The organism is Ruegeria sp. BE9 (assembly GCF_056538765.1).
The window spans coordinates 144334-160806 of sequence record NZ_JBQFTS010000008.1 but is presented as its reverse complement, the minus strand read 5'-3'; the positions used below and the strand labels follow the sequence as shown (position 1 = coordinate 160806).

15 protein-coding genes, 1 other RNA gene and 1 riboswitch are annotated in these 16473 nt (G+C 55.5%); of the genes, 6 read left to right on the top strand and 10 right to left on the bottom strand.

The window, feature by feature from the left end; genetic code table 11:
• Positions 1-14: 14 nt before the first annotated feature.
• The 5 genes from ACR0EO_RS19080 to ACR0EO_RS19060 form a co-directional block, all read right to left on the bottom strand.
• A complete protein-coding gene (locus ACR0EO_RS19080) occupies positions 15-1592 on the bottom strand; it encodes an ABC transporter ATP-binding protein (RefSeq protein ID WP_480692397.1) in 1578 nt (525 codons plus the stop codon).
• Positions 1589-2695, bottom strand: a complete 1107-nt coding sequence (locus ACR0EO_RS19075) for an ABC transporter permease (RefSeq protein ID WP_480692396.1) — start codon at positions 2693-2695, stop codon at positions 1589-1591. The genes ACR0EO_RS19080 and ACR0EO_RS19075 overlap by 4 nt, the downstream gene beginning before the upstream one ends.
• The gene (locus ACR0EO_RS19070) at positions 2696-3781 is read right to left on the bottom strand and encodes a microcin C ABC transporter permease YejB (RefSeq protein WP_480692395.1); all 1086 of its coding nucleotides are present in this window, start codon (positions 3779-3781) and stop codon (positions 2696-2698) included.
• Between the two features lie 5 nt (positions 3782-3786).
• Entirely contained in the window at positions 3787-5730 is a 1944-nt protein-coding gene (locus ACR0EO_RS19065) for an extracellular solute-binding protein (protein WP_480692394.1), read from the bottom strand.
• 175 nt (positions 5731-5905) lie between these two features.
• Positions 5906-6412 carry a c-type cytochrome gene (locus tag ACR0EO_RS19060; RefSeq protein ID WP_480692431.1) on the bottom strand — a complete coding sequence of 169 codons (507 nt, stop codon included), beginning with the start codon at positions 6410-6412 and terminating at the stop codon, positions 5906-5908.
• A 120-nt stretch (positions 6413-6532) separates the two neighbouring features.
• Here ACR0EO_RS19060 and ACR0EO_RS19055 point away from each other — a divergent pair, with 120 nt between their 5' ends.
• The gene (locus tag ACR0EO_RS19055; protein ID WP_480692393.1) at positions 6533-7366 is read left to right on the top strand and encodes a prephenate dehydratase; all 834 of its coding nucleotides are present in this window, start codon (positions 6533-6535) and stop codon (positions 7364-7366) included.
• A gap of 4 nt (positions 7367-7370) precedes the next feature.
• On the opposite strand, the gene ACR0EO_RS19050 is transcribed toward ACR0EO_RS19055, so the two are convergent.
• Genes ACR0EO_RS19050 through nudC form a run of 3 tightly spaced genes read right to left on the bottom strand, consistent with a single transcriptional unit; the run spans position 7371 to position 9359 of the window.
• Positions 7371-7838 (bottom strand): N-acetyltransferase family protein, encoded by a 468-nt coding sequence (locus ACR0EO_RS19050; RefSeq protein WP_480692392.1) that lies wholly within the window; start codon positions 7836-7838, stop codon positions 7371-7373.
• Between the two features lie 32 nt (positions 7839-7870).
• Positions 7871-8338 (bottom strand): SRPBCC family protein, encoded by a 468-nt coding sequence (locus tag ACR0EO_RS19045; RefSeq protein ID WP_480692391.1) that lies wholly within the window; start codon positions 8336-8338, stop codon positions 7871-7873.
• 40 nt (positions 8339-8378) lie between these two features.
• On the bottom strand, positions 8379-9359 hold the full coding sequence (gene nudC / locus ACR0EO_RS19040) for an NAD(+) diphosphatase (RefSeq protein WP_480692390.1): 981 nt from the start codon (positions 9357-9359) through the stop codon (positions 8379-8381).
• A 205-nt stretch (positions 9360-9564) separates the two neighbouring features.
• Here nudC and ACR0EO_RS19035 point away from each other — a divergent pair, with 205 nt between their 5' ends.
• Together ACR0EO_RS19035 and ffs are read left to right on the top strand one after the other, a co-directional pair.
• Positions 9565-11412: a bifunctional 2',3'-cyclic-nucleotide 2'-phosphodiesterase/3'-nucleotidase gene (locus ACR0EO_RS19035; protein WP_480692389.1), complete on the top strand. Its 1848-nt coding sequence runs from the start codon at positions 9565-9567 to the stop codon at positions 11410-11412.
• Between the two features lie 39 nt (positions 11413-11451).
• Positions 11452-11550: signal recognition particle sRNA small type (gene ffs, locus ACR0EO_RS19030), an RNA gene on the top strand.
• Between the two features lie 37 nt (positions 11551-11587).
• Here ffs and ACR0EO_RS19025 read toward each other — a convergent pair.
• On the bottom strand, positions 11588-12445 hold the full coding sequence (locus ACR0EO_RS19025; protein WP_480692388.1) for an alpha/beta hydrolase family protein: 858 nt from the start codon (positions 12443-12445) through the stop codon (positions 11588-11590).
• Positions 12446-12583: 138 nt separating this feature from the next.
• Positions 12584-12803: riboswitch (cobalamin riboswitch) on the top strand.
• Positions 12804-12884: 81 nt separating this feature from the next.
• On the opposite strand from ACR0EO_RS19025, the gene ACR0EO_RS19020 reads away from it, so the two are divergent.
• Positions 12885-13292 (top strand): hypothetical protein, encoded by a 408-nt coding sequence (locus tag ACR0EO_RS19020; protein ID WP_480692387.1) that lies wholly within the window; start codon positions 12885-12887, stop codon positions 13290-13292.
• Between the two features lie 9 nt (positions 13293-13301).
• Here the strand turns inward: ACR0EO_RS19020 and ACR0EO_RS19015 are convergent, their stop codons facing one another.
• A complete protein-coding gene (locus ACR0EO_RS19015; RefSeq protein ID WP_480692386.1) occupies positions 13302-13793 on the bottom strand; it encodes a protein-tyrosine phosphatase family protein in 492 nt (163 codons plus the stop codon).
• A 148-nt stretch (positions 13794-13941) separates the two neighbouring features.
• On the opposite strand from ACR0EO_RS19015, the gene ACR0EO_RS19010 reads away from it, so the two are divergent.
• Both ACR0EO_RS19010 and ACR0EO_RS19005 read left to right on the top strand, forming a co-directional pair.
• A complete protein-coding gene (locus tag ACR0EO_RS19010; RefSeq protein WP_480692385.1) occupies positions 13942-15693 on the top strand; it encodes a DNA polymerase III subunit gamma/tau in 1752 nt (583 codons plus the stop codon).
• Between the two features lie 383 nt (positions 15694-16076).
• Positions 16077-16421: a YbaB/EbfC family nucleoid-associated protein gene (locus ACR0EO_RS19005; RefSeq protein WP_170328851.1), complete on the top strand. Its 345-nt coding sequence runs from the start codon at positions 16077-16079 to the stop codon at positions 16419-16421.
• Positions 16422-16473 lie beyond the last annotated feature (52 nt).

The window sequence follows — 16473 nt, the reverse complement described above, 5'->3', positions numbered from 1 at the left end:
GTGGCGGGCTGCTCTTAGCCCGCCGCCGCAATAAGCTCGCGGGTATAGTCGGTTTGGGCGTTTTCGAACAAATCTTCGGCTGTGCCCATTTCGACGACATCCCCGTTCCGCATCACGATCACCTTGTGGGACATCGCGCGTACGACTTTCAGGTCGTGGCTAATGAACAGATACGCGAGCCCATATTTCCGCTGCAGATCGCGCAGCAGATCAACAATCTGCACCTGCACCGTCATGTCCAGCGCGCTGGTTGGTTCGTCCAACACCAGCAGTTTGGGTCGCAGCACCATAGCGCGAGCGATCGCAATGCGCTGGCGTTGTCCACCCGAAAACTCATGCGGATAGCGGTCCATTGCGGCCGGATCCAATCCGACTTCGGTCATAACTTCCGCCACCAGTTCACGTGGCGCGCGATGAGGGTCAACCTTATGGATCGCCAGCCCTTCGGCGATGATCTGTTGGCAAGTCATCCGCGGGCTAAGGCTGCCGAACGGATCCTGAAACACGATTTGCATATCTTTGCGCAGCCGCCGCAACTGTCGAGTGGACCACTTACGCACATCCTGATCACGGAACGTAATGCCGCCTTCGGATGCTATCAGCCTCATAATCGCAAGCGCTAGTGTCGTCTTGCCCGAACCGCTTTCACCGACAATTCCCAACGTCTCCCCCGCCCGCACGCTGAGCGTCGCGTCGTTGACGGCCTTAACGTGACCGACTGTACGTTTCAGAAATCCGCGTTGGATCGGGAACCAAACCTTCAAGTGATTTGTTCGGGCTATTTCCTCGGCATCAGGGGTGATCGGATCTGGATGACCCGAGGGTTCGGCGCCCAACAGTTTGCGCGTGTAAGGGTGCTGAGGGTTGTTGAAGATCTCAGCGGTTACTCCGGTTTCAACGATCTCACCATCTTTCATGACACAGACACGGTCAGCGATGCGGCGCACAATGCCAAGATCATGCGTGATGAACAGCATCCCCATGTCCTCAGATTTCTGAAGCTCGGCCAACAATTCCAATATCTGCGCTTGAATAGTCACGTCCAATGCCGTCGTCGGCTCATCCGCGATCAAAATGTCCGGCTTGTTGGCCAATGCCATTGCAATCATGACCCGCTGCCGTTGCCCTCCTGACAGCTGATGCGGATAGCTATCGAGCCGCTCGCGCGGGTCACGAATACCCACCTTAGTCAACAGTTCCACAATCCTCTCGCGGGCCGCGTCGCCGGTAAGCCCCTGATGCAGGGCCAAGGACTCGGCCATCTGCTTTTGGATCGTGTGTAGCGGGTTGAGCGAGGTCATCGGTTCCTGAAAGATGAAACTGATGTCGTTGCCACGCACATCCATGAGTTTGTCCGGGGACGCGCCAATCATCTCGTCGCCGTCATATTTGACAGAACCTTCCACGATCGCGCTATCGCCCAGCAGCGACACAGTGGAAAGAGCCGTGACGGACTTACCCGAACCAGACTCGCCGACCAGCGCGACCGTTTCTCCGCGGTCCACGGTAAACGAAACACCCTTTACTGCAGCGCTCACCTGCCCGTCCTGCCGGAACGAGACCTTTAGGTTTTTTACATCCAGCAGGCTCATGAGAAGGTCTTTCTGGGATCAAACGCATCGCGAACGCCTTCGAATATGAAAACCAGAAGCGACAGCATGATGGCAAAAGTAAAGAAGGCCGTGAAAGCAAGCCAAGGAGCCTGCAAGTTCTGTTTGGCTTGCAAAGTCAGCTCACCCAACGATGGGGCCGAGGACGGCAGGCCAAATCCAAGGAAATCCAAAGAGGCAAGACCACCAATAGTGCCTGTGACGATGAACGGCATAAAGGTCAGGGTGGCGACCATCGCGTTAGGCAGCATGTGGCGGAACATTATGGTCATGTTACCAACACCCAAGGCCCGCGCCGCCCTAACATACTCGAGGTTTCGCGCCCGAAGGAATTCTGCCCGGACCACACCCACCAGACCCGTCCAACTGAACAGAATCATCAGGGCCACAAGCAGCCAGAAACTTCGCCCAAGAATGGCAAACATGATGATGATCACGTAGAGCGAGGGCGTCGCTGACCAGATTTCAATAATTCGCTGGAAAATGAGGTCCAGCCATCCCCCGAAAAAGCCTTGAACCGCTCCGGCGAAGATTCCGACCAAGCTGGCTACACCCGTTACGACCAGGGTGAACAATATCGACAGGCGGAACCCATAGATCACACGAGCCAGCACATCACGTTTGGTGTCGTCCGTGCCCAGCAGATTTTGCCCATTCGGCGGTAAGGGCGCCGCACCTGGTCGATCCACGCTTGTGTTGTAGGAATAGGGGATCAGCGGCCAGACGGCCCAGCCCCGTTCAAAACCATCTTCTTGGAAAGTGCCCGCCCTGATTTCATCGATGATTCCTTCAGGGTCATCAAAACACGATTCCAGACCACCGCTATCGATCAGACACTGCACCTCGGGATCGCGATAGATCGCTTCGGTTTGGAAATCGCCTCCAAACTTGGTCTCAGGGTAGAAGTTGAAGATCGGCGTATAAAACTCACCGCGGTACTTCACCAGGATCGGTTTGTCGTTGGCGATGAATTCAGCAAACAGCGACAGGCCGAACAAAATGGAAAAGATGATCAGCGACCAGAACGCCCGGCCATTGCGACGAAAATTGCGCCAGCGGCGCTGGTTCAGGGGGGATAGTGCCATTTACCCCTCCCGCTTTTCGAAGTCGATCCGAGGATCAACCAGCACATACATCAAATCGCTGATGATGCCGACAACCAGCCCCATCAAACCAAAGATGAACAAAGTGCCGAAAATCACTGGATAGTCGCGTGCAACTGCAGCCTCAAACCCCAGTCGGCCAAGACCATCGAGCGAGAATATCGTTTCGATAATGATCGAACCGCCAAAAAACACGCCAATGAACACTGCGGGGAAACCAGCGATCACTATCAACATCGCGTTACGGAAGACATGGCCGTACAGAACCTTGCTTTCGCTTAGCCCTTTGGCACGGGCGGTCATGACGTATTGCTTTTTGATCTCGTCCAGAAAGGAATTCTTGGTCAGGAGTGTCAGCGTCGCAAAAGCTGAGATCGTCAGCGCAATGATCGGTAGCGCGATATGCCAGAAGTAATCGACGATCTTTCCAAACAGGCTGAGACTTTCCCAATTGTCGGATGTCAGCCCCCTTAGCGGGAATATCTGCCAGTAGGAACCACCCGCGAACAACACCAGAAGAAGGATCGCGAAGAGAAACCCCGGTATGGCGTAGGCCACAATAATCATGCCACTGGTCCAAGTATCAAAGGTCGATCCGTCCCGGATCGCCTTACGAATCCCCAACGGGATCGACACCAGGTAAGCAATCAACGTGGACCACAAACCCAAAGAGATCGAAACAGGCATTTTCTCCAAAACCAGATCGATCACGCTGATGGAACGGAAATAGCTCTCGCCAAAATCCAGTGTCAGGTAGTTCCCCATCATCGTCAGGAAACGCTCGACCGGAGGTTTGTCGAAACCGAACTCTTTCTCAAGCTCTTCGATGAATTCTTTAGGCAGACCACGGGCGCCGATATATTCGCTGTCCGAGCCAAAGGTTTCCTCGGCCGGAGCTCCTTCGCCCCCGGCAAATCCTGCGAACACGTCACCTTCGCCCTGCATCTGAGCCAGTATCTGCTCGATTGGGCCACCCGGCACAAATTGCACCAGGGTGAAGTTCACAATCATAATTCCAAGTAGCGTCGGTATGACCAGCAAAAGCCGGCGAAGAATATACGCGCCCAAATCGGTTACCTCACCGCGCCTGCAGCTTTCAGTTTCTGGTACTTCTCTTCATTAAACCACCAGAAGTCAAACTGCCCAACGGCCAACGGCGGCAATTCTTCGGGATGTTCGAACATGTCGTAATAGGCGACCCATGTATCCGAGACATATCCGGTTGGGACCTGAATGCGGAGGTACCGCAAAACGCGGTCCAGCGACTTGAGTGCTGCGATTTCTTCTTCTCGCGATGTTGTATCGAGAGACGCGTCGATAATCGCATCTACAAGCGGGTTTTGCAGGGACTGCGGATTGTAGGACGACACAACGGCAGTCTCGGACCCATAGGCTTGTTTGAGCCCGGTGCCTGCCTCTAGGAACGGCTGATTGCGGAAAAAGATCATATCGAAATCTTTGTCGTAGTACCGCTGGATCCACTGAGCGCTGTCAATTTTCTCTACGGTAACCGCAACGCCAAAGCTTTCGAGGTTTGCTGCATATGTTGTCACGATCGCTTCGGCCGTGTCCGAAGAAGAGGCGTTCAGCATGATGGTGATTTCAAGCTGCTTGCCTTCCGGATCCTGCAGCTTACCGCTGCTGGAGACCGTCCACCCGGCCTCTTCAAACAGCTTCAGTGCAGTGCGTTTATTGCGGCGATCGACCGTACGATCCGCTTTCGAGGAATGGGCGCGTACGGCTTCCTGTGTGAACAGTTCCTCGGGCACGAGATCCCCCAACGACTTGAGGAATGCTGTTTCCATCTCGTCAGGCAGACCATCCGCTGCAACCTCGGAGTTTTCCGCAAAGGAATGGCGCTGTTCGGTCAAGCCGAACTGCAGCGACTCGGATGTCCATTCAAAGTTGAAGGCCAGACCAAGCGCCTCGCGGACCTTGATGTCGTCGAACGGCGCGCGCTGCATGTTGAAAATGAAGCCTGAAGGCGATGGCGGCGACATTACGGGAATGCTTTCACGCTTTACATACCCATTCTGAACCGCCGGGAAATCATAGCCGGTAGCCCATTTCTTGGTGCTGCCTTCCGCGCGGAATGTGTAGATCCCGGCTTTGAAGGCTTCGAACTCGGCCGCATCGTCAGCAAAGTACTCAACCCGCACGGTTTCAAAGTTGTGGCGACCGACATTGATCGGCAAATGCCAGCCCCAATATTCCGGGTTGCGGCGATAGACGATGTAGCGGTTTAGCTCATAGTCATCGAGGACATAGGGCCCACTTCCCATTGGGGTCACAAGGCTCTGCTTATCCAGACGCTCACCGGTCTTTTCATACCAGTCCTTTGAAAAAACAGGTGTTCCGCCAACCTGCGAAATCAGCGACCGGCGCGAGATGCCACCAACAAAGTTGTACTTGATCGTGTGATCATCAATGATCTCGTACCCTTCGATGCGTTGTTTAACCGCTCGCGCATAGCTTCGGATGCCCTGCTCGAGGAAAAGGTCATGCGTAAATGCGGCGTCATGTGCAGTTAGCGGGGTACCATCTGCAAAACGAGCTTCTGGCCGCATGTAGAATATGCACCATTCCTTAGTGGTTGGATATTCTACGGCTTCGGCTAGTAACCCATAGGCTTCGGTGATGGAGTCTGCTGGCGAGGCCGAGCCAAAAGGACTATCGCCAAACATACTTTCCGCGATCAATCCGGAATAGAGCCCCGCTTTGCCCTGCCAATTAAAACGGTTCATGCCGTCAAAGGTGCCGCGCGACGATACTGAAATTTCACCACCAACAGGCGCGTCAGGGTTAACGTAATCAAAATGTGCAAAATCAGGTGGGTACTTGAGGTTACCAAAGAACGAATAACCGTGCGCCTTGATGATATCACCACCTGATGTTCCGGCGGCCATAACTCCGTTCAGTTGCGGCGCCATAGCAGCGACAGCGCTTCCGCCTAACAATTGTAGGGCTGTTCTCCGCTTCATGGTCGTTAGCGTCGATTTTGTGCGATTTTGTGTCATGCCCGCCTCTTCTACAGCCCTTACAACGTCTTAATGCGCTTAAACCTAGCTAAAGGTCCAGCACTGACAGATTCAAGTTTAGAGTGCGTGAACACTTTGTGAAGATTTACTTAGACAAAAATAAAGCCGCTGCGAAACGCAGCGGCTTTGCAACTTGTCATTTCTGATCGCTGGATCAGTTGCCGATAGTCTGCAGATACGCAATCAGATCGGCGCGATCTTGCGGTTTTTTCAGACCGGCAAAGCTCATGCTTGTACCTGCGATATAATCTTTGGGCTTGGCCAGGAACGCGTCCAGGGCTTCAGGCGTCCAGTTGCCACCATGAGCCTGCATCGCGGGTGAGTATCCGCCGAAACCATTCGCCGATGCCACCGGACGATCAACAACGCCGTAGAGGTACGGGCCGGTTCCGTTGGCACCATCTTCAAGCTTGTGGCAGGCCGAACATTTACGGAAGACTTTGGAGCCTTTGTCAGGGTCAGCGGCAGCCAGCATTTCTTCGAATACTACCTCTTCGCCATCAGCGCTTTCACCTGCGCTTTCGGTTTCGATAACGTAGGCAACTTCGCCATGCCCATCTACATGATAAAGAGCTTCAGCGCCCCATTTGGTCAAAAGCAACACCAGGAAGGTGCCAAACAGGCCTGCTGCGGCCTTGGTAACTGTCATCGTGTCGAACATTGATCGCGAGTCCATTTCAGCTGTCTGCGCAGGTGTCTAAGGCTTCCCCTAACGAGAGGCAAGGTATAGACACCGCGACTAAACGCCCAATTTAAGAACTTGTTGCACGGAATCGACCAAATGACCAATCGTATCGCATTTCAGGGAGAACCAGGGGCCTATAGCCACGAGGCATGCCGCAATGCACGCCCCGATATGGAGGCTTTGCCCTGCCGCACATTCGAAGATGTGATCGAATCGGTCCGATCCGGCGATGCGGATTTGGCGATGTTGCCGGTTGAAAACACGACCTACGGGCGAGTGGCCGATATTCACCGCCTTCTGCCTCACAGCGGCTTGCATATTGTGGACGAAGCGTTCGTACGTGTGCACATCAACCTTTTGGCAGTCCCCGGTGCAACGCTGGCAGACATTACAGAGGCACATTCGCACCTTGTTCTACTGCCTCAATGCGCCGGTTTCCTGAAAGAGCACGGTATTCGCGGCCGGGTTAGCCCCGACAACGCCCGCGCCGCGCGCGAAGTTTCGGAACAGGGTGAACTGCACTCAGCCGCTTTGGCGAGTGAACTGGCTGGTGAGATTTACGGCCTCAATGTTCTGGCGCGTCACATAGAAGATCAAGACAACAACACGACCCGGTTTTTGGTCATGTCCCGGCAAGCGGATCTGTCCCAACGCGGCCCACACGGTATGATCACCAGCTTTGTATTTCAGGTCCGCAACATCCCGGCGGCACTTTACAAGGCAATGGGAGGTTTCGCGACCAATGGGATCAACATGACCAAGCTGGAAAGCTATATGGTTGATGGCTCATTCACAGCGACCCAGTTTTATGCTGATATCGTCGGTCACCCTGACGACCGAAACGTCCGCCTGGCAATGGAAGAGCTTGAGCACTTCACTACCAATGTCGAGATTCTGGGCGTCTACCCGGCCGCACAACCGCGCGGATAAGCTGCTACAGCGAGAATTTCTTGGACACAGCACCGTCCATTAGCCTGTAGTCCAAAAAGCCCATTGCGCTGTAGTAGGCTAAGCCTTCGGTATTCTCACTGCCGATGGTCGCGTCAATTGCTGGAATTCTGGCTGCTTTGGCTGCGGCCAGTGTCCTTTCGAAAAGCGCGCGACCAATTCCAAGTCGAGCGGCCGAGGGCCGGATGTGTGTGCCAATGACGCCCCAACCGACGGTCACCTCATAGGGATTGTTTTCAGTTGCCTTGATAAGAGACTGAAATCCCAAAACCTTGGAATTCGCATCCAACGCGACCGTGCACTGAATCTTGTCCGGATGAACAACGTATCGTGCTCTGGCAAAATCTACATCGCTTGGCTTTGTGCGTTTCCCCGCGGCCGCAATCTCTTGCAATACACCCGAGATACCTGCGGCATCTTCTGGACTTACAGGGCGAACAATAAGGTCATCCATCTTGGCTCCTTAAGAAACAAGCGCCCCTAGGGTTAAACGCCATGCTGGTAGCGTTCTTCGATTTCTCTGGAAAATTCCTTCAGCCGCAACTGGAACTGCCTCCGAAATCGGGATTGCCCAAGCCTGAGGGACTGAAGCAAAAGTCGTGCAGGCAAGGACTTGGCCGCCAGAGACATTTCAACACTTAGCCTTGTTCTACGCTGTGACAGCGCCAGAAATTCGACCAATGTAGACCCATTCATGCCTTTGCTCGAAACCTCAAATCGCATGTGTGAAGGGGGCTCACACTCGGCCATTTGAATGTCCACATGTCTGGGTTTGCCACGCAGTTTGAACTCGGTTTCCCATTTAGTCCCCGGCACAACGACCATATGACCAGACATGCGTCGCACTTCGATACCCCTGCGCATCGCCATACGTTCGAACCGCTCAAAATCGGCAACCATTTCGAACACCGCATTTATAGGAGCTTCGATATCTTCGCGCGCTGAAAACTGCATGATGGTTTTTGGTTCTCTTACCTGTTGGCCCAGTATTTTGTCAGTCCAGCGTATCCGCAAGCCAGTTTTGCAGGAGGAAGTGTGCAATTGCACCCTTTCTGGCGGGCAAAAGGGTCGGATGTTCTCCTGCAAAAGCCTGCATCATCTCGGACTTAGTCACCCACATCGCCTCTTCAATCTCGACGGGGTCGATGGTGATCTCGCGCGACAATGCCTCACCCGCGCAACCGAACATAAGCGACGCAGGAAAAGGCCACGGCTGACTTGACAAGTAACTCACCGCGCCGACGGGTACGCCGGCCTCTTCCATGACCTCACGCCGAACGGCAGCCTCAAGCGTTTCCCCCGGTTCAACAAACCCGGCCAGCAGAGAATACATGCCCTCTGGCCAACCCGGAGACCGCCCCATCAAGACCGATTCCCCATGCGTGATCAGCATGATCACCACCGGATCGGTACGTGGGAAGTGTTGCCCACCGCACGAGGGGCAACTACGCTGCCAACCGGCCTGGGCAAGCTCACTGGCCGCGCCACAACGCGCACAGAACCGATGGGTATCGTGCCATCCGATCACGGCCTTGGCCGCTGCTGCCAATTCGGCATCACGCGCTGACAGACGGGTCATGATGCGCCGCAACTCCGCAAAGACATAGCCTTGCGGTAGATCGGGGTGGTGCTGTTCTGATCTGTCTACAAATGCGCCAAGCTCGGACAAGTCCATCCCCTCAGCAGGCCAATCCGAGATATCCGTGGCAAAGACGGGTGCTTCGTCAGAAAGGCCCAGAAATACAGGTGCCTCAACAATGCCACCTGGGCCGTTTTCCACCAATTGGTGCGTCATGGGGATTAGACCCAACCGATCCAGTGCCTCTCCCTGCACCAGCAGCTTTCCGCGCCAAAGCAAAAGACACTTAGCCTGAGGATGGGACCGCGCCTTGGCAACCTGATCCGCATCGCCTCGAATATGGGCCGCCCGATCCAGGCCCGAGCCGCCAAATGTCACAAGTTCTGCATGTTTCATCGGAATTCCTTCGGGCCGTCTGTAAGGGGCTGCAATGCCTCTACCAGTGTTACGGCTGCAATGCACGTCCTTGAAATCACTCGTGCCAAATGATCGCACACGCAGCTTAGATGTTGCGTTTATTATACTTTTTGTTGAAATTGATTAATTAAAAACTGCCAATGGTAGCAAATTGACAAGCTCCCCTCCCCGGTCACACGCTTCAGTGCGCATTCGGATTCTTGCAACCTCTGACCTACACATAAACCTGAAGGGTTTCGATTATTATACCGATGCACCCGAGGCGACAATTGGTTTGGCGCGGACTGCCAGCTTGATCCGGACCGCGCGGAATGAAGCAAAGTCAGAGGGCGCATTGGTTCTGACTTTCGACAACGGAGATTCGCTGCAAGGTACCCCGATCGGGGATTGGGCGATTGAGCCGGGGAATGGGCCACACATCCTCATGCAGGCCTTCGAAAAGATGGGCTACGACGCGATCGGTTTAGGTAATCATGACTTTGGATATGGTCTAGAGGCATTGGATCGCGTTTTGGCCGAGTCGCCCTGTCCGGTTGTTTGCAGCAATGCGCAGCGCATCGATAAACCGCCTACATGGCAAAGCTGTACTATCCTGCAAAGAACGGTCCAGAGCATGGATCACGCGGTACAGTTGAAAATCGGCGTTTTGTCAGTTCTTCCGCCTCAGACGGCCAAATGGGAATCGCATCGTCTACAAAACAAGGTCACCATAAGCGACATCCTACCTTGCGCGCAGAAAGTGGCGCAAACCTTGCGGACCCAAGGGTGTGATCTGGTTGTCGCACTGGCCCATACAGGGTTGGGGCCGGCAAAGGCAGAGCCGAACCTGGAAAACGCCATTATACCTCTCGCAGCGATCGACGAAATTGACGCCCTGATTGCAGGCCACTCTCACCTGACGCTCCCCGGCATTGCACATGGCGGGTTTGAGTTTGTTGATGCCCGCCGGGGCCTTGTACATGGCAAGCCGGTGGTTATGCCCGGATCGGCGGGATCGCATCTGGGCGTGATAGATTTGACGCTGCAGTCGACCGGAGGGCGGCATTGGTACGTCCAAAATCCAAGCGCAGAACTTAGACCGGTTCATCAGGCGCCCCGAGGTCGGCCAGCCTTAGCGACCGACGAGGACCCCGAACTGGCGCGCATTTTCTGCGCTGGACATGCCGAAACCCGCAAACGCGCTGCCGAACCTGTAGGCCACTCCGAACATCATCTGCACAGCTATTTTAGCTTTTGCGCTCATGACCGTGGCCTTTTGCTGGTTGCGGCTGCTCAGGCATCTGCACTGCGTCCATATCTGCAGAACACTCCATTCAAGAACCTACCAGTTCTGTCAGCTGTCGCCCCGTCCAAGTTTGGCGGCCGCGCAGGGTCTCGGTTCTTCACAGATGTCCCTGCTGGTCAGATCTGCCTGCGCCACGTCGTAGATCTTTATGTGTTTCCCAACGAACTTCAGGCAGTTGTAGTGTCTGCAAAGCAGATCCAACAATGGCTTGAAATGTCCGCCAGTGTGTTCAATCAGCTTTCATATGGCACTCAAACAGATTTAGTCGCCCAAAACAGAGCCGGACATAACTTTGATATCCTTAAGGGGCTTACGTACCAAATAGATCTCTCTCAACCACCGCGCTTTGATGCTGGCGGACATCTGATCCATCCCGCACATCATCGGATTCGGGATATTTGTCTGAACGGGCACCCTTTGGAGGCTGATCAGCGCTTTGTCGTTGCGCTCAACAATTATCGTGCCAATGGCGGCGGGCATTTCTCTTTCCTCGAACACGCAGAGCGCATCAAACTGCCAATCCTATCAATTCAAGAGATTTTACGGGACTACCTGTCCAACGATCTGCCACCCGACCCGCTCGAAACTGCGCCTCAACCCTTTCGATTCAGGCCTCTGAACGGTGCGTCTGCGACACTGAGAACCGGCCAGGCCGCGCGTCGGTATTTAGACGAGCTGGATGAATTCAATCCCGCTGTTATCGGAGAAGATGACGCGGGCTTTCTACTGATCCGTTTGACATTGTGACGGGTTGTCATTCTCACGCTTACTGCCTATATCAACCCTTGAGAGGTTGGCGCGGGCGAGCGCCTCGCCAACCTGGTCAGGTCCGGAAGGAAGCAGCCACAACGAGCCCCGCTTGGGTCGATGTCCAACCTCTCACTTCTCCCCTTACACAGGCAGAACGTCCGAATAAGCGGAATTACGCGATCAGTCGTGGCCAGACAGCCGCGTTACGACGGGCAAACGCGCCGATATGCCCGACTTTGGGCAGACCGAAATCACCCGGCGATAATAGATGGCGGCGCGCTTTCGGACCGTAAAGATCAGCCAAGCGCCAAACTGCATTTGGCGGCACCAAATCATCATCGACGAAAGTAATCAGATCAACGGGAGTATCCGATTCCGCCCAGCGTGCTTCGGGTAGAGTCAGGCCAATCTCGGGCAAGTAATTGCGCGGCGCGGTACACCATCCCCGCCACTGCCAATAGACGCTTGCAGGTAGGTCCGCGCCAAAACCCAGCGCCTTACCCGGAAGATAGCCCAAGGCTTTGACAGCAAGAGGCGCATGGCCGTACCAAAACAGTAAAGCCAGTGCCCGGTAGGGCCATGGGTGGTCGGAAACGGTCACAGGGCCCGAGCAGACACAAATCATACGGTCGATCTGATCGATATCGGGCTGGATTGGCCCAAGCATCCCGCCAACGGAATGACCAATGCTCCATTGTTCGGCTTCTGGGAATCTCCGCCTCATTTCGGCACGTGCAGCTGGCATATCGATGAGTGCCCAATCTGCCATCTTGACCCGTGACGCCTTTAAGGAACCAGCCAGAGAATGACCAAAATCACTGTAGTCGTAGGTAAGGCAGGCCATGCCATGTTCGGCAGCCAGCCAATGGGCGAAATGCTGGTAGTAGTCCCGAGGCACACCGGTCGCACCGTGAATTACAACTGCAGTCCGGGGGTTAGTCGCAGGCAAATATAGTCGTGCCGACAGGCTGGCAGGGCCTGAAGGAAAGTGAAAATCTTCTGCCAGAACTGCCGACGAATTGTCCAGCATGACGCACCTCTATCTCTGAACTGTTCAGTTCACTTCCTTCAATCGCCATGTTTTGACCTGCCGAGTCAACACTGGTGCTGCATGACCTCGCGTCCACCCTGTTGCGCAAAAGGCTGCTTGACTCGCGCCTCTCTCAACCGCTAGCGATGGCTCGATGGTTCTCGTCCCCGATCTCGGGGCGGGATGAAAAGGGAACACGGTGCGGTCCACCCCGGTAATGCCGGAACGGACCAATGCCGCGACTGCCCCCGCAACTGTAAGCGGAGAGCGATGCCGAATTACCACTGGCCGTAGGCTGGGAAGGTTGGCAAAGCGACGACCCGCAAGTCAGGAGACCTGCCATCGAACTAAAACCGAAACTCGGACGGGGTGTCCGGGCAGGTCGTCAGTTCGCTGTCATACCTGATCTATGCCCCGTCTATCGCGCGGAGGGCGCACTATGATCTGGAAGACCAAAACTCACGAATTTTCTGCCACCGTGTGCCAGCGCACCGGAAAAACCTGTCCGGCACTGGCACAAGTCGCTCGGGTCATTACTCAGGCGATCGAGACCGCAGCCCCTGCGACAACACCTGATTTTCAAGTCGAGGGCAGCAGCGAATTGACCCACTGCCCCGAAGGCTGCACAGCACGCTTTCGCGCGCGCCAGGACCAGATCCGAGTGTTTTGCGGTTCGGGAACTGATGTTTCAATCGAGTCACTTGAACACTACGCAGATATGATGTTCGCGGATGTCTTCAGCTCTCTGCCCACAGACGTTGTGGCCAACCCGCCTTGCGCGATGCTCGAAGTTTTGGCTTTGGCTCCCCCTCCGATCATCCAAGTCGATAATCAACTGGCACTCTGACACAGAAAATCAGGGCCGGGCTGCCTGCGCAGCCCATGCCATCTGCCCGTCAGTCTCGACCGCGCATGGCCTTACATCGCGCAGGCGTTTCAGTGCGGCCTTTGGCAGTTCACCGTTCTCGACCATGAGACGCAGAACGATCATCCCCGACCGTCCGCACCCCCCACGGCAGTGAACCAATACGCGCCCGGAACCGGACAAAATCTGCCTCACAGCCTTGCTTATAGCCGGCCACTTGGCCTGAGTTGCTGGTGACGGGGCACCAAAATCCTCTATTGGCAAGTGCGCCCAAGAAATACCATGGGCTTCTAGATCAACACCAAACGCACCTGCACCTTCCTGTGCCATCTCGACCTGTGTCGTCATTGAGATGACCAGATCCGGTTGCCAATCGCATATCGCAATCAAATCCTGCGCATACCGACCACCACGCCCCGGCATAGGCGACAGGGCAACTGTGCCGTGCCCGACTGACAATGGGTAAAACGACAGAGGGTTCACATTTCTATCCTTGCAGCAATGTTGACACGTTTATCTGTTCTATGTCGCGTTATCCGCCCTGCAAACTGAAATTCACCCAAGCCTGCTGTGGACGTGGGCGGCGGGGGCCTCTACGCTGCATCCTTGAACCGAATCCGACAGAGCAGACATGAACGACACGCCAAGCCCCGCCTATCAGGTTCTCGCCCGTAAATACCGCCCCGAAACCTTTGCCGATCTCGTCGGCCAGGACGCAATGGTACGAACGCTGAAAAACGCGTTCGAGGCTGACCGTATCGCGCAGGCCTTTATCATGACCGGCATACGCGGAACCGGTAAGACCACAACCGCGAGGATCATTGCCAAAGGCATGAACTGCATCGGTCCTGATGGGGAAGGCAAACCTACGACGGAACCCTGCGGCCAGTGCGAACATTGCGTAGCCATCATGGAAGGTCGTCACGTCGACGTGATGGAAATGGACGCCGCCAGCAGGACGGGCGTTAACGATATCCGCGAAATCATCGACAGCGTCCGCTATCGCGCCGCCAGCGCGCGTTATAAAATCTACATCATCGACGAGGTCCACATGCTGTCGACCAGCGCGTTCAACGCGCTGCTCAAGACGCTTGAGGAACCACCCGAGCATGTGAAGTTCATCTTTGCGACAACCGAAATTCGCAAGGTTCCGGTTACAGTTCTGTCGCGATGTCAGAGGTTTGATCTGCGTCGGATCGAACCCGAAGATATGATCGGTCTGCTCACTAAAATCGCGTCGGCAGAAAACGCCCAAATTGCAGATGACGCGTTGGCATTGATCACCCGCGCGGCTGAAGGGTCGGCACGGGATGCGACTTCGCTATTGGATCAGGCGATCTCGCACGGGGCTGGGGAAACCAGCGCCGATCAGGTGCGCGCGATGTTGGGTCTGGCCGATCGTGGGCGGGTACTGGATTTGATGGATATGATCCTGCGCGGTGATGCAGCAGGGGCTTTGACGGAGCTGAGCGGGCAATATGCTGAGGGCGCCGATCCGCTGGCCGTGTTGCGTGATCTGGCCGAGATCACTCACTGGGTATCTGTGGTGAAAATCACCCCGGACGCGGCCGAGGATCCAACTGTTTCGCCGGATGAGCGCGCCCGCGGGCAACAGATGGCCGAGGCCTTGCCGATGCGTGTACTTACGCGGATGTGGCAGATGCTGCTTAAGGCGCTTGAAGAAGTCTCCGCGGCTCCGAATGCCATGATGGCCGCCGAAATGGCGGTGATCCGACTGACCCATGTGGCCGACCTACCCAGCCCGGAAGAACTGATCAAACGGCTGCAGGACGCACCGCCGCCCCCTCCGAACGGTGGCCCTGGAGGCGGCATGGCTGTGCCGTCCCATGCGCCTGCGCAATCCGCTCCTCCTGCTTATGCCTCAACCGCGCGCGGCCCGGCCGGAGCGCCGACCGCAGCGCTGGCTCAAGACACCCAAGCCGCTCTTGCGCGGTATCCCAGTTTTGAGCATGTCGTCGAACTGGTCCGAACGAACCGGGACGTGAAGCTGCTGGTTGAAATCGAAAACGGCGTGCGACTGGCATCCTATTCGCCCGGACGGATCGAGTTTACACCCACGGATAACGCGCCGACTGATCTGGCCCAACGACTTGGTACTGCGTTACAACGTTGGACCGGAAACCGCTGGGCTGTCTCGATTGTGGCAGACGGAGAATCCGCAACTATTGCCGAGGTTCGAGATGCAGCTGATCTGGCGTTGAAAGCGCAGGCCGAGCAGCACCCACTTGTTCAAGCCGTTCTGATGCAATTCCCGAAAGCACGTATTAAGCGGATCGAGACGCCGGAGGAGCGCGCCGCTAAGGTCGAAACAGAAGCTCTGCCCGAGGTCGAAGACGAATGGGACCCGTTCGAGGAGGATTGATCCTCTCTCTTTCTGCTTCCAGCGCGATCGCCGAAGTTTGCGACAAGCAAAGGCCACTCTGGAATCCTGCCACAGGACCAGCGTCTATGCTCGAAGAGTTTCTGGCCCTCGCACTGACGCCAGTACCGATTGCGCTGCTCTTGATTAGCATCTTCGTACTTGCGTCCAAGCGGCGCACTTTACTCTGGGTCCTAGCGGGCCTTTGGCTTGTGACTGCAGTAGTCGCCTCCGCGAATTATTACGGTGTAATTTTGGACGACGTTAGGTGGGAGGCCATCGAAGAGGGATGTATTGGATCTCCCCTCTTGTTCGTCGGGCTCGCAATTGCGATATGTGCCACACTCATTCACGGCGCACTGCGCCCCCGCTTTTAGGAGAAGAAAATGCTCAAAGGACTAGGTGGTCTGGGCGACATGGCCAAGATGATGAAATCCGCGCAGGATTTGCAGACCAAGATGACCGAAATGCAGGAAGAGCTGAACAACCTGATGGTCGTTGGCGAATCCGGTGCCGGTCTGGTGAAGGCCACCGCCACTGCCAAAGGCGAACTGAAGGGTCTGGACATTGACCCGTCGATCTTCAACGGCGATGACAAAGAAGTCGTCGAAGACCTGATCCTGGCCGCCATCAAGGACGCACAAACCAAAGCGGCCGAACGCTCGCAGGCCGAGATGGCAAAACTGACCGAAAGCATGGGTCTGCCCGCAGACATCAAACTACCGTTCTGATACACACTCCTGACGGAATACCGGCCGGGCGCCTCTGCCCGGCCCTTTTGCA